The sequence below is a fragment of the Pseudomonas sp. GW823-FHT02E01 genome, from assembly GCF_058797535.1.
The window spans coordinates 99970-112995 of sequence record NZ_JBXAJS010000006.1; the positions used below are offsets into that span (position 1 = coordinate 99970).

Consider the following 13026-nt stretch of genomic DNA (forward strand, 5'->3'; position numbering starts at 1 on the left):
CAGCCAAAGAGCTAGCGGCACGCCAGCCAGCCTGATTTAGGAGATAGTCCATGAAATTGCCGATTTACCTTGATTACTCTGCGACCACCCCGGTTGATCCGCGTGTTGCGCAAAAAATGAGTGAATGCCTGCTGGTCGACGGAAACTTCGGTAACCCGGCGTCCCGTTCCCACGTGTTCGGCTGGAAAGCTGAAGAGTCCGTTGAAAACGCTCGTCGTCAGGTCGCTGACCTGGTCAACGCCGACCCGCGTGAAATCGTCTGGACTTCCGGTGCCACCGAATCCGACAACCTGGCAATCAAGGGTGCGGCACATTTCTATGCCACCAAAGGCAAGCACCTGATCACCACCAAGATTGAGCACAAGGCTGTCCTGGACACCATGCGCCAACTGGAGCGTGAAGGCTTCGAAGTGACCTACATCGAGCCTCGTACCGATGGCCTGGTGACCCCGGAGATGATCGAAGCCGAACTGCGCGACGACACCATCCTGGTTTCGGTCATGCACGTGAACAACGAAATCGGCACCGTCAACGACATCGCAGCGATCGGCGAATTGCTCCGTTCCAGGGGCATCCTGTTCCACGTCGACGCCGCTCAGTCCACCGGCAAGGTCGAGATCGACCTGCAGAAGCTGAAAGTCGACATGATGTCGTTCTCCGCCCACAAGACCTATGGTCCTAAAGGCATCGGCGCCCTGTACGTAAGCCGCAAGCCGCGCGTGCGTATCGAAGCGACCATGCACGGTGGCGGCCACGAGCGCGGCATGCGTTCCGGCACCCTGGCGACCCACCAGATCGTCGGCATGGGTGAAGCTTTCCGCGTAGCCAAGGAAGACATGGCTGCCGAGAATGCGCGCATCAAGGCGTTGAGCGACCGTTTCTACAAGCAGGTCGAGCACCTGGAAGAGCTGTACGTCAACGGCAGCATGACCGCCCGCGTTCCGCACAACCTGAACCTGAGCTTCAACTACGTTGAAGGCGAGTCGCTGATCATGGCGCTCAAGGATCTGGCGGTTTCGTCCGGTTCGGCCTGCACCTCGGCGTCCCTTGAGCCTTCGTACGTACTGCGCGCCCTGGGCCGCAACGACGAACTGGCACACAGCTCGATCCGCTTCACCTTCGGCCGTTTCACCACCGAAGAAGAAATCGATTACGCCGCGCAGAAAGTTTGCGAGGCCGTTACCAAGCTGCGCGCTCTGTCGCCGCTGTGGGACATGTACAAAGACGGCGTCGATATCTCGAAGATCGAGTGGGCGGCACACTAAACAAAGAAGCCGCCGGATACGGGTCCTGTAGCAGCGCGGCGGTACATGCAGCGTAACTGCAGGGTCTCAAGAGCGGCCCTGATGAGTGAGGATTGAGAATCATGGCTTACAGCGAAAAGGTCATCGACCACTACGAAAACCCGCGCAACGTCGGCAAGATGGACGCGGAAGATCCTGATGTCGGCACCGGCATGGTCGGCGCTCCGGCGTGCGGCGACGTGATGCGCCTGCAGATCAAGGTCAACGAAGCCGGCATCATCGAAGATGCCAAGTTCAAGACTTACGGCTGCGGTTCGGCTATCGCTTCCAGCTCCCTCGCTACCGAGTGGATGAAGGGCAAGACCCTGGACGAAGCGGAAACCATCAAGAACACCCAGCTGGCTGAAGAACTGGCCCTGCCGCCAGTGAAAATCCACTGCTCGGTACTCGCTGAAGACGCCATCAAGGCGGCTGTTCGCGATTACAAGCAGAAGAAAGGCTTGATCTGATTTTCGAGTTTTGGCGACGAGTAAGGAGTCACCGATGGCTATCAGCATGACAGAAGCGGCTGCTCGACACGTGCGGCGCTCCCTCGACGGGCGCGGCAAAGGTGAAGGGATTCGTCTGGGTGTTCGCACCACAGGCTGTTCCGGCCTTGCCTACGTGCTGGAGTTTGTCGATGAGGTGGTTGCAGAGGACCAGGTGTTCGAGAGTCACGGCGAGAAAGTGATCATCGACCCGAAGAGCCTGGCCTACCTGGACGGCACCGAGCTCGATTTCGTCAAGGAAGGGTTGAACGAAGGCTTCAAGTTCAACAACCCCAACGTACGCGGTGAATGTGGCTGCGGCGAAAGCTTCAACATCTGAGGCTTGTCGTGGGTACTCCTTGTCATTTCGCTTTATTTGAGCTGCAACCGAGTTTCGATCTGGACCTCGATCAGCTGGCTACGCGCTACCGTGAGTTGGCGCGCGGCGTTCATCCAGACCGTTTTGCTGACGCTTCCGAGCGCGAGCAGCGGTTGGCGCTGGAACAATCCGCGAGCCTCAACGAGGCCTACCAGACGCTCAAGAGTCCACCCAAGCGCGCGCGTTACCTGCTCGCCTTGAATGGTGGCGAGCTGCCGCTGGAGGTCACGGTGCATGATCCGGAGTTTCTGCTGCAGCAGATGGAGTTGCGCGAAGAGCTCGAAGACCTGCAGGACAGCGCCGACCTGAATGGCGTTGCCGTCTTCAAGCGCCGCCTCAAGGCTGCCCAGGATGAACTGAACCAAAGCTTCGCAGCTTGCTGGAACGATGCCGCGCACCGTGAACGGGCCGAACGCCTGATGCGGCGCATGCAGTTCCTCGACAAGCTCACCTACGAAGTGCGCCAGTTAGAAGAGCGCCTCGACGATTAACCCAGTGCCGCTCCGGTCGCACGCCTGATATACAGATAAGTCCTGATAACGATGGCCCTACTGCAGATCGCCGAACCCGGCCAAAGTCCTCAACCGCACCAGCGTCGTCTGGCTGTGGGGATCGACTTGGGCACTACCAATTCGCTGGTCGCTGCATTGCGCAGTGGACTTTCCGAGCCTCTGGCTGACGCAGAAGGGCGGGTCATCCTGCCGTCTGCCGTGCGCTACCACGCCGATCGCGTCGAGGTTGGCGAATCCGCCAAGCTGGCCGCCGCCACCGATCCGTTGAACACCGTGCTGTCGGTCAAGCGCTTGATGGGTCGTGGTCTGTCCGACGTCAAGCAATTGGGCGAGCAACTGCCGTACCGCTTTGTCGACGGCGAGTCGCACATGCCGTTCATCGAGACGATCCAGGGCCCGAAAAGCCCGGTGGAAGTCTCCGCCGACATCCTCAAGGTCCTGCGTCAGCGTGCCGAAGCGACCCTGGGCGGTGAGCTGGTGGGCGCGGTGATCACCGTTCCGGCCTATTTCGACGACGCTCAGCGTCAAGCCACCAAGGACGCGGCCAAGCTGGCCGGTCTGAACGTGTTGCGCTTGCTCAATGAGCCGACCGCGGCAGCCGTGGCTTACGGTCTGGACCAGCACGCCGAAGGCCTGGTCGCGATTTACGACCTGGGCGGCGGCACCTTCGATATTTCGATTCTGCGCCTGACCGGCGGTGTCTTCGAAGTGTTGGCCACTGGCGGCGACAGCGCCCTGGGTGGCGATGACTTCGACCACGCGATTGCTGGCTGGATCATTGAGGGCGCCGGTTTGTCGGCCGACCTTGATCCAGGCGCGCAGCGTCAACTGCTGCAGACTGCCTGTGCCGCCAAAGAAGCGCTGACCAGTGCCTCGTCGGTCGAAGTGGCGCATGGCGCCTGGAAAGCCGAACTGACCCGTGAAGCCTTTGATGCGTTGATCGAGCCGATGGTCGCACGCAGCCTGAAAGCCTGCCGCCGCGCGGTACGTGATTCCGGTGTCGAACTGGAAGACGTGCATGCCGTGGTCATGGTTGGTGGTTCGACTCGCGTGCCTCGCGTTCGCGAAGCCGTCGCCGAAGCCTTCGGTCGCCAGCCGCTGACTGAAATCGATCCGGATCAAGTGGTGGCCATCGGTGCTGCGATCCAGGCCGATACCCTGGCCGGCAACAAGCGCGATGGCGATGAACTGCTGCTGCTCGACGTGATTCCGTTGTCCCTGGGGCTGGAAACCATGGGCGGCCTGATGGAGAAGGTGATTCCACGCAACACCACCATCCCCGTCGCTCGTGCCCAGGACTTCACCACTTACAAAGACGGCCAGTCGGCTATGGCCATCCATGTGTTGCAGGGCGAGCGCGAGCTGATCAGCGACTGTCGCTCCCTGGCGCGCTTTGAGCTGCGTGGCATTCCAGCGATGGTGGCCGGCGCAGCGAAGATTCGCGTGACCTTCCAGGTCGATGCCGATGGCTTGCTCAGTGTGTCCGCCCGCGAACTGGGTTCGGGCGTCGAAGCCAGCATCCAGGTCAAGCCGTCCTACGGTCTGACCGACGGCGAAATCGCCAAGATGCTCAAGGATTCGTTCCAGCACGCCAACGACGACAAGGTTGCCCGCGTACTGCGTGAGCAGCAGGTCGATGCCCAGCGCCTGATCGAAGCGGTGCAGGCTGCCCTGGAGGCCGACGGCGACCGACTGCTCGACGCCGACGAGCGCATGGTCATCGACCTGCAGGTGCAGGAACTGACCGAACTGATGAAAGGTACCGATGGTTACGCCATCGAGCAGCAGACCAAACGTCTGTCGCAAGTGACCGACGCCTTTGCTGCCCGCCGCCTGGACTCGACGGTGAAAGCCGCGCTGGCGGGGCGCAACCTGAATGAGATTGAGGAATAACGATGCCGCAGGTCATTTTTCTGCCACACGAGAAGTTTTGCCCCGAAGGCATGGTTGTTGAAGCTGAGACGGGTATTTCCATCCTCGAACTGGCCCACGAGCACCACATCGAGATGGAAAGTGCCTGTGGCGGCGTTTGTGCCTGCACCACTTGCCACTGCATCATCCGCGAGGGTTTCGACTCGCTGGAAGAGGCTGACGAGCTGGAAGAGGACTACCTTGATAAGGCTTGGGGTCTTGAGCGCGAGTCCCGTCTGGGGTGCCAGGCCAAGGTCGGTACCGAAGACCTGACCGTCGAGATTCCGAAGTATTCGCTCAACCATGCGGCCGAAGCACCGCACTGATTCAAGGATCTGAAATGAGTCTGAAATGGGTTGATGTGCTGGAAATCGCGATCCAGTTGGCTGAAAGCAAGCCTGAGGTGGACCCGCGTTACGTGAACTTCGTCGATCTGCACCAATGGGTGCTGGCATTGCCGGAGTTCAGCGATGATCCGACCCGCGGCGGCGAGAAAGTGCTTGAAGCCATTCAGGCCGCCTGGATCGAAGAGGCAGACTGAGTCTGTCGAGCAGGTTAGGCAATACCCGAGAACCCGCGTATAATTCGCGGGTTTAATTTTTCGTAAATTACCGTTTCTGGAGTTACACCATGGCTGTTCAACGTACTTTCTCCATCATCAAGCCTGACGCCGTTGCTAAAAACGTTATCGGCGAGATCACCACTCGTTTCGAAAAAGCTGGCCTGCGCGTTGTAGCTTCGAAACTGAAGCAACTGTCCAAAGCCGAAGCTGAAGGCTTCTACGCTGAGCACAGCGCTCGTGGTTTCTTCAACGACCTGGTTGCTTTCATGATCTCCGGTCCGGTTGTCGTTCAGGTTCTGGAAGGCGAAAACGCTATCGCTCTGAACCGTGAGCTGATGGGCGCTACCAACCCTAAAGAAGCTGCTGCCGGCACCATCCGCGCTGACTTCGCTGATTCCATCGACGCCAACGCCGTACACGGTTCGGACTCCGAAGCCGCTGCCGCTCGCGAAATCTCGTACTTCTTCGCAGCTACTGAAGTAACCACTCGCTAAGCATTGGCTTAAGAGTGAAGGTGAATCCATGACTACATCGACTGTAAAAACTAACCTGCTGGGTCTGACCCAGCTGGAAATGGAAAAATTCTTCGACTCAATCGGGGAGAAGCGTTTCCGTGCCGGTCAGGTAATGAAATGGATTCACCACTTTGGTGTCGATGATTTCGATGCCATGACGAACGTCAGCAAGGCCTTGCGCGAAAAGCTCAAGGTTGTTGCTGAGGTCCGTGGTCCGGAAGTGGTCAGCGAGGACATCTCCAGCGACGGCACCCGCAAGTGGGTGGTGCGCGTGGCGTCCGGCAGCTGCGTCGAGACCGTTTACATTCCCCAGGGCAAGCGCGGCACCTTGTGCGTTTCGTCCCAGGCAGGCTGTGCCCTGGATTGCAGTTTCTGCTCCACCGGCAAGCAAGGCTTCAACAGCAACCTCACCGCCGCCGAAGTCATCGGGCAGGTGTGGATTGCCAACAAATCCTTTGGCAGCGTCCCGGCAACCGTCGACCGTGCCATCACCAACGTGGTGATGATGGGCATGGGTGAGCCGCTGCTGAACTTCGACAACGTCGTCGCGGCCATGCATTTGATGATGGACGACCTGGGCTACGGCATTTCCAAGCGCCGTGTGACCCTGTCGACCTCCGGCGTGGTGCCGATGATCGATGAGCTCTCCAAGCACATCGACGTCTCCCTGGCGTTGTCCCTGCACGCACCGAATGACGCATTGCGTAACCAATTGGTGCCGATCAACAAGAAGTATCCGCTTAAGATGCTCCTTGAGTCGTGCCAGCGCTACATGTCGAATCTCGGCGAAAAGCGCGTGCTGACCATCGAGTACACCTTGCTCAAAGATATCAACGACAAGGTCGAGCACGCCGTGGAGATGATCGAGCTGCTCAAGAACATCCCGTGCAAGATCAACCTGATCCCGTTCAACCCGTTCCCGCACTCCGGTTACGAGCGCCCGAGCAACAACGCCATTCGTCGTTTCCAGGATCAGCTTCATCATGCCGGTTTCAACGTCACCGTCCGCACCACCCGTGGTGAAGACATCGATGCGGCCTGTGGTCAACTGGTAGGGCAGGTGCTGGATCGCACCCGTCGCAGCGAACGTTATATCGCCGTGCGTGAACTCAACGCCGACAACGATGTAGCGCAAGACGCCGCGAAATAACCAAGAGAGGATCTCTATGTCCCTGCGCTTTGCGCTGCTGTTGCTGTTGGCCAGCCTGTGTGCTGGCTGCGTGCTTTCGGGTGATTACAACCCGATGAAGACCAGCAAGGGCCGTGATGAAGCGCGTGAGGCCTATGTGCAACTCGGTATCGGGTATTTGCAACAAGGCATGACCGAACGCGCCAAGGTTCCGTTGAAGAAAGCATTGGAGCTGGATGGCTCCGACCCCGATGCCAACGCGGCGCTGGGGCTGGTGTTCCAGGCCGAGATGGAGCCGGAACTTGCCGACGAGCATTTTCGCAAGGCGCTGGCTTCCCGTCCCGGCGATGCACGAATCCTCAATAACTACGGCAGTTTCTTGTTCGAGCAGAAGCGTTACAACGAAGCCTACGAGCGCTTTGAGCAGGCCGCTGCCGATACCCTGTATCCTGAGCGTTCGCGGGTGTTCGAGAACCTGGGCATGACCGCAGCGATGCTCGGTCAGCGCGATCTGGCCCGGCAGCAACTGGAAAAAGCCCTGCGCCTGAACCGCCAACAACCACGTGCATTGCTGGAAATGGCTGAGTTGTCTTACGAAGACAGGCATTATGTGCCTGCGCGTGACTATTACGACCGTTTTAGCCAGCTCTCCGAGCAAAATGCACGTAGTCTATTGCTCGGCATTCGGCTGGCAAAGGTGTTCGAAGACCGCGACAAGGCCGCAAGTGCAGGCCTGCAACTAAAAAGACTCTATCCCGGTACGCCGGAATATCAGCAATACCTGTCGGAGCAATGATGAAAGCGGCGCATCCCGAAGTTGTAGCAGCGAATCGCGTAAACCCCGGTGAGACTTTGCGCCAGGCCCGCGAAAGCAATGGCTGGTCGCTGGCCGAAGTGGCCCTCAAGCTCAACCTCACCACCACTTCCCTGAGCAATCTGGAAGCCGGCGCCTTCGACAAGCTGCCCGGGCATACTTTTGCCCGTGGTTACATTCGCGCCTATGCCAAATTGCTCGGCATGGACCAGGCCGTTCTGGTCCAGCAATTCGATCAATCCACCGGTACCGACTCCCAGGGCAGCAATGTTCACAGCCTGGGCCGTATTGAAGAGCCGGTCCGGGTTTCCCACACCATTTTGCGAATCGTCAGCCTGTTGTTGCTGGTCGCGGTGATCGGTGGCGGTTTCGTCTGGTGGCAGGATCAGACCTCGATGCGCACCAAGGATCTGATCGGTCTGGCACCAGAGCACGTAGAAGTCGAAGGCGCCGACGGTACTACACAGATTCACCCGCTGGACGAGCCGGAAGACCAGGCCGTCGTGGAAGGTCAGAGCGAAGGCGTAACCGCCCTCGCGCTGCCACAGGCCGACGCTCCGGCTGAAGCACCAGAGCAGGCTCAGGCGACTGCGCCAGCCGCCCCGGTAGCGCCGACCACGCCAGCCGCACCCGCGCACACCACTGCGCCCGTTGTCGCAGCGCCGGTGACCCCGGCAGCTCCGGCTCCGGCAGCTCCTGCCGTCCCGGCCCCGGTGGCGACTGCACCGGTAGCCACTGTCGCTCCGGCTCCAGCGGCAGCCGCGCCGGTGGCCGGTCAAGGCCAGGTTCAGGTGCAGTTCACTTCCGATTGCTGGACACAAGTGACCGACGGTAGCGGCAAGGTGCTGTTCAGCGGTCTCAAACGCAAAGGCGACAGCCTGGCAATCAATGGCAAACCACCGTTTGCCGTGCGTCTGGGCTTTGCCCGTGGCGCTCAGGTCAGCTACAACGGCCAGCCGGTTGATGTCGCTCCGTTCACCAGTGGCGAGACTGCTCGCCTGAAGTTGGGTCAATAAGTCATGCACGGCGAATCTCCAATCAAACGTCGCGAATCCCGCAAAATCTGGGTCGGTAACGTGCCTGTTGGCGGCGATGCGCCTATCGCTGTGCAGAGCATGACCAACAGCGACACCAACGATGTTGCGGCCACCGTCGCGCAGATCAATCGCCTGGAAGCGGCCGGCGTCGATATCGTGCGGGTCTCCGTACCGGACATGGACGCCGCCGAAGCCTTCGGCAAGATCAAGCAGCTGGTCAAAGTACCCTTGGTTGCCGACATTCACTTCGACTACCGGATCGCTTTGCGCGTAGCCGAACTGGGTGTCGATTGCCTGCGGATCAACCCGGGCAACATCGGTCGCGAAGACCGCGTTCGTGCGGTGGTGGATGCCGCCCGTGACCGCGGGATCCCGATCCGTATCGGCGTGAACGCCGGTTCCCTGGAAAAAGACCTGCAAAAGAAATACGGCGAGCCGACCCCGGCAGCGCTGGTCGAGTCTGCCTTGCGCCACGTCGAGCACCTTGAGCGCCTGAACTTCCAGGACTTCAAGGTCAGCGTGAAAGCCTCCGATGTGTTCATGGCCGTCGAAGCCTACCGCTTGCTGGCCAAGGAAATCGTCCAGCCGTTGCACCTGGGCATCACCGAAGCCGGTGGATTGCGTTCCGGCACGGTGAAATCTGCCGTGGGCCTCGGTATGCTGCTCGCCGAAGGGATTGGCGATACTATCCGCATCTCGTTGGCGGCCGACCCGGTCGAGGAAGTGAAAGTTGGCTACGACATTCTCAAATCCCTGCACCTGCGTTCCCGTGGCATCAACTTCATCGCCTGCCCGAGCTGCTCGCGGCAGAACTTCGATGTGGTCAAGACCATGAACGAGCTGGAAGGGCGCCTCGAGGATTTGCTGGTGCCGCTGGATGTCGCGGTTATCGGTTGCGTGGTCAATGGCCCGGGCGAAGCCAAGGAAGCCCATATCGGCTTGACCGGCGGCACGCCGAACCTGATTTACATCGACGGCAAGCCGTCGCAGAAACTGACGAATGACAATCTGGTGGATGAGCTTGAACGCTTGATCCGCCAGAAAGCGGCCGAAAAGGTCGAAGCTGACGCTGCAGTCATTGCGCGCGGCTGAGTCCGACTAACGAGCCGCATGAATTTAAGGATTTAAAGTGAGCAAGTCTCTGCAAGCCATTCGTGGCATGAACGACATCCTGCCCGAACAGACTCCCCTGTGGCGTCATTTTGAAGGCACCGTTTCGCGCCTGCTGGATAACTACGGTTACAAGCAGATCCGCATGCCGATCGTCGAGTTCACCGAACTGTTCAAGCGTTCCATCGGTGAAGTGACCGACATCGTCGAAAAAGAGATGTACACCTTCGACGACCGCAACGGCGACTCCCTGACCCTGCGCCCTGAAGGCACGGCGGCCTGTGTGCGCGCGGTGCTGGAACACGGCATCACCGGCGGCGGCCAGGTTCAGAAACTCTGGTACATCGGTCCGATGTTCCGCCACGAACGTCCGCAAAAAGGCCGTTATCGCCAGTTCCACCAGATCGGTGTCGAAGTGTTCAACCTCGACGGTCCGGACATCGACGCCGAGTTGATCGTGCTGACCTGGCGCCTGTGGGGCGAGCTGGGCATCCGCGATGCGGTCAAGCTCGAGCTCAACAGCCTGGGCACCAGCGAGTCTCGCGGTCGTTATCGCGAAGCACTGGTCGAGTTCCTGTCCCGGCATCTGGACAAGCTGGACGAAGACAGCCAGCGCCGCCTGAAGACCAACCCGTTGCGGGTCCTGGACACCAAGAACGCCGAGACGCAGGCGATTCTGGTCGATGCGCCGAAAATGGCCGACTACCTCGACGAAGAATCCCGCGTGCATTTCGAGGGCCTCAAGGCTCGTCTGGACGCCGCCGGCATTCCTTATGTGATCAACCCGAAGCTGGTTCGCGGGCTGGATTACTACAGCAAGACCGTTTTCGAATGGGTCACCGACAAGCTGGGCGCCCAGGGCACCGTGTGTGCCGGTGGCCGCTACGACGGTCTGGTGGAGCAGATGGGTGGCAAGCCGACCGCCGGCGTTGGCTTTGCCATGGGCATCGAACGGCTGGTGCTGTTGCTCGAAACCCTGGAGCAGATCCCGCAAGAGATCTCCCGTCAGGTCGACGTCTACCTCTGCGCCTTCGGTGAAGCCGCCGAACTGGCCGGCCTGACCCTGGCAGAGCGCGTTCGTGACCAGTTGCCCAACCTGCGCCTGCAAGTGAATGCCGGCGCCGGCAGTTTCAAAAGCCAGTTCAAGAAGGCCGACAAGAGCGGCGCGCTGTACGCGCTGATCCTCGGTGACGACGAAATGGCCCAGCAAGTGGTAGGTTTCAAACCCCTGCGTGGCCAGGGCGAACAACAAAGCATTGCCTGGGATGCGCTTGCAGCACACCTGGCCACCTGCGTCGTGCAGGGTTGAAGCTGTCTTAACAGCCGAATTAGCGATTAAGGAGTATTGGGGTGTCGAGTACCGAAGACGAACATTTGATGGAATTGAAGGAATGGTGGTCACGCAACGGTAAGCCCCTGGTCACTGGCGGCCTGTTGGCGCTGGTCATCGTGTTCGGCTGGCAGGCGTTCCAGAAGTATCAGAGCAATCAGTCGCAAGGCGCCTCGATTCTCTATCAGCAATTGCTCGAAACCACGCTGACGCCTGACGGCAAGCCTGATGCGGCCCGTGTTTCGGACCTGGCCGGCAAGCTCAACAGCGAGTTTGGCGGCAGCGCCTATGCGCAGTACGGCAGCCTGTTCGTGGCCAAGGTAGCGGTCGACAGTGGCAAGCTGGACGACGCGGTCACCGAGCTCAAGGCCATTGTCGCCAAACCGGCCAACCCGGCGCTGGGCGAAATCGCCCGTCAGCGTCTGGCCCAGGTACTCGGCGCGCAAAACAAGGCCGACGAAGCACTGAAGCTGCTCGAAGGCGATGCCGACAAGGCATTCCTGGCCACTCGCGAAGAGCTCAAGGGTGACCTGCTGGTGCAGCTGGGTCGTACCGACGAGGCGAGCGCGGCGTATCAAAAAGCCAAGGCGGCACTGTCGGATGAAGCGGCGGTCGGTGGCCTGCAAATCAAGCTGGACGACCTGGCCAAAGGGGATGCGTGACGTGATTCGTTGGAAACATGCAGCATTGCTGGCCCTGGCCATTTTGGCCGCGGGTTGCAGCAGCAACAGCAAAAAAGAACTGCCTCCGGCCGAGCTGGTCGACTTCAAGGAAGAAGTGGTTCTGCACAAGCAGTGGAGTCGTTCGATCGGTGACGGTCAGGGCGAAACCTACAACATGCTGGTTCCGGCCATCGATGGCGATACCATCTATGCCGCCGACGTCACTGGCGTGTTGATGGCGATGGACCGCAACACCGGCGACGTCAAATGGAAGAAAGACCTCGAGTTGCCTGTTTCCGGCGCCGTTGGCGTAGGTTACGGTCTGGTCACCATTGGTACGATCAAGGGTGAAATCGTTGCCCTGGACGCGATCAACGGTGAAGAAAAGTGGCGCGCTCGCGTGTCCAGCGAAGTACTGGCGCCGCCAGCCAACAACGGTGACGTCGTGGTGGTTCAGACCCAGGACGATCGTCTGATCGGCCTGGATGCCTCCACCGGTGACCGTCGCTGGATCTATGACAGCACGCCTGCGGTACTGACCCTGCGTGGCACCAGTGCGCCGATCGTGACCAACCGCCTCGCGGTGGCTGGCCTGTCGACCGGTAAAGTGGTTGCCGTGGACATCTCCAACGGCGTACCGGTGTGGGAACAGCGCGTAGCGATCCCGCAAGGTCGTTCGGAGCTGGAGCGTGTGGTCGACATCGACGGTGGCTTGCTGCTGTCGGGCGAGACGCTGTATGTCGCCAGCTATCAGGGGCGCGTTGCTGCTCTGGACCTGCAAAGCGGCCGTCAGCTCTGGCAGCGTGATGCTTCCAGCTATGCCGGTGTCGCCCAGGGTTTCGGTACCGTTTATGTGACCCTGTCTTCGGGCACCGTTGAAGGCGTCGACGAGCGTTCCACCACAGCCTTGTGGAGCAACGACTCGCTGGCCCGCCGTCAACTGTCGGCTCCGGAAGTGTTCTCCAGCTACGTTGCAGTCGGTGACCTGGAAGGTTACCTGCACCTGCTGAGTCAGGTGGACGGTCGTTTCGTCGGCCGCGAGCGCATCGACAGCGACGGCCTGCGTGCCCGTCCGCTGGTGGTGGGTGACACGATTTATGTATATGGCAACAGCGGCAAACTGGAAGCCCTGACCATTAAGTAAAGGTTTGACTATGCTTGGGGTTAACCCCCCAGGCTGCTTCACCGTTTGTAAGAGTGTAGGAGCGAGCTTGCTCGCGATGGACGTCAACGATTACGTTGGCAATCTGGATAAACGCGGTGTCTTTGCGTTTTTCGCGAGCAAGCTCGCTCC

The 13026-nt window shown here is 59.9% G+C and carries 15 protein-coding genes; all 15 read left to right on the forward strand.

Going from position 1 to position 13026, the window contains the following annotated elements; all coding sequences use genetic code 11:
• Positions 1–50: 50 nt before the first annotated feature.
• Positions 51–1265, forward strand: coding sequence for an IscS subfamily cysteine desulfurase (locus AC1RDQ_RS16085; protein WP_492587714.1), 1215 nt, complete (start codon positions 51–53; stop codon positions 1263–1265).
• A 101-nt stretch (positions 1266–1366) separates the two neighbouring features.
• Complete coding sequence (gene iscU / locus AC1RDQ_RS16090; RefSeq protein WP_028620148.1) at positions 1367–1753, forward strand: Fe-S cluster assembly scaffold IscU; 387 nt, start codon at positions 1367–1369, stop codon at positions 1751–1753.
• Positions 1754–1787: 34 nt separating this feature from the next.
• On the forward strand, positions 1788–2111 hold the full coding sequence (iscA, locus tag AC1RDQ_RS16095) for an iron-sulfur cluster assembly protein IscA (RefSeq protein ID WP_003227904.1): 324 nt from the start codon (positions 1788–1790) through the stop codon (positions 2109–2111).
• A gap of 8 nt (positions 2112–2119) precedes the next feature.
• Positions 2120–2641: a co-chaperone HscB gene (gene hscB / locus AC1RDQ_RS16100; protein ID WP_057716302.1), complete on the forward strand. Its 522-nt coding sequence runs from the start codon at positions 2120–2122 to the stop codon at positions 2639–2641.
• A 51-nt stretch (positions 2642–2692) separates the two neighbouring features.
• On the forward strand, positions 2693–4555 hold the full coding sequence (gene hscA, locus AC1RDQ_RS16105) for a Fe-S protein assembly chaperone HscA (protein ID WP_492587715.1): 1863 nt from the start codon (positions 2693–2695) through the stop codon (positions 4553–4555).
• A gap of 2 nt (positions 4556–4557) precedes the next feature.
• Complete coding sequence (gene fdx / locus AC1RDQ_RS16110) at positions 4558–4899, forward strand: ISC system 2Fe-2S type ferredoxin (protein ID WP_007998670.1); 342 nt, start codon at positions 4558–4560, stop codon at positions 4897–4899.
• Positions 4900–4913: 14 nt separating this feature from the next.
• Positions 4914–5114 (forward strand): Fe-S cluster assembly protein IscX, encoded by a 201-nt coding sequence (gene iscX, locus AC1RDQ_RS16115; protein ID WP_008070969.1) that lies wholly within the window; start codon positions 4914–4916, stop codon positions 5112–5114.
• An 89-nt stretch (positions 5115–5203) separates the two neighbouring features.
• Positions 5204–5629, forward strand: coding sequence for a nucleoside-diphosphate kinase (gene ndk / locus AC1RDQ_RS16120; protein ID WP_007903599.1), 426 nt, complete (start codon positions 5204–5206; stop codon positions 5627–5629).
• Between the two features lie 28 nt (positions 5630–5657).
• The gene (rlmN, locus tag AC1RDQ_RS16125; RefSeq protein WP_046040918.1) at positions 5658–6800 is read left to right on the forward strand and encodes a dual-specificity RNA methyltransferase RlmN; all 1143 of its coding nucleotides are present in this window, start codon (positions 5658–5660) and stop codon (positions 6798–6800) included.
• Positions 6801–6816: 16 nt separating this feature from the next.
• Positions 6817–7575 carry a type IV pilus biogenesis/stability protein PilW gene (gene pilW / locus AC1RDQ_RS16130; RefSeq protein WP_154947367.1) on the forward strand — a complete coding sequence of 253 codons (759 nt, stop codon included), beginning with the start codon at positions 6817–6819 and terminating at the stop codon, positions 7573–7575.
• Complete coding sequence (locus AC1RDQ_RS16135) at positions 7575–8609, forward strand: RodZ domain-containing protein (RefSeq protein WP_150813625.1); 1035 nt, start codon at positions 7575–7577, stop codon at positions 8607–8609. Before pilW ends, AC1RDQ_RS16135 begins: the two co-directional genes overlap by 1 nt.
• 3 nt (positions 8610–8612) lie before the next feature.
• Entirely contained in the window at positions 8613–9722 is a 1110-nt protein-coding gene (gene ispG, locus AC1RDQ_RS16140) for a flavodoxin-dependent (E)-4-hydroxy-3-methylbut-2-enyl-diphosphate synthase (RefSeq protein WP_003185136.1), read from the forward strand.
• Between the two features lie 37 nt (positions 9723–9759).
• Entirely contained in the window at positions 9760–11049 is a 1290-nt protein-coding gene (hisS, locus tag AC1RDQ_RS16145) for a histidine--tRNA ligase (RefSeq protein WP_008053247.1), read from the forward strand.
• A 41-nt stretch (positions 11050–11090) separates the two neighbouring features.
• Entirely contained in the window at positions 11091–11732 is a 642-nt protein-coding gene (locus AC1RDQ_RS16150; RefSeq protein WP_057716297.1) for a tetratricopeptide repeat protein, read from the forward strand.
• Positions 11725–12876 (forward strand): outer membrane protein assembly factor BamB, encoded by a 1152-nt coding sequence (gene bamB / locus AC1RDQ_RS16155; RefSeq protein WP_057716296.1) that lies wholly within the window; start codon positions 11725–11727, stop codon positions 12874–12876. The genes AC1RDQ_RS16150 and bamB overlap by 8 nt, the downstream gene beginning before the upstream one ends.
• The last annotated feature ends 150 nt before the right edge of the window (positions 12877–13026 follow it).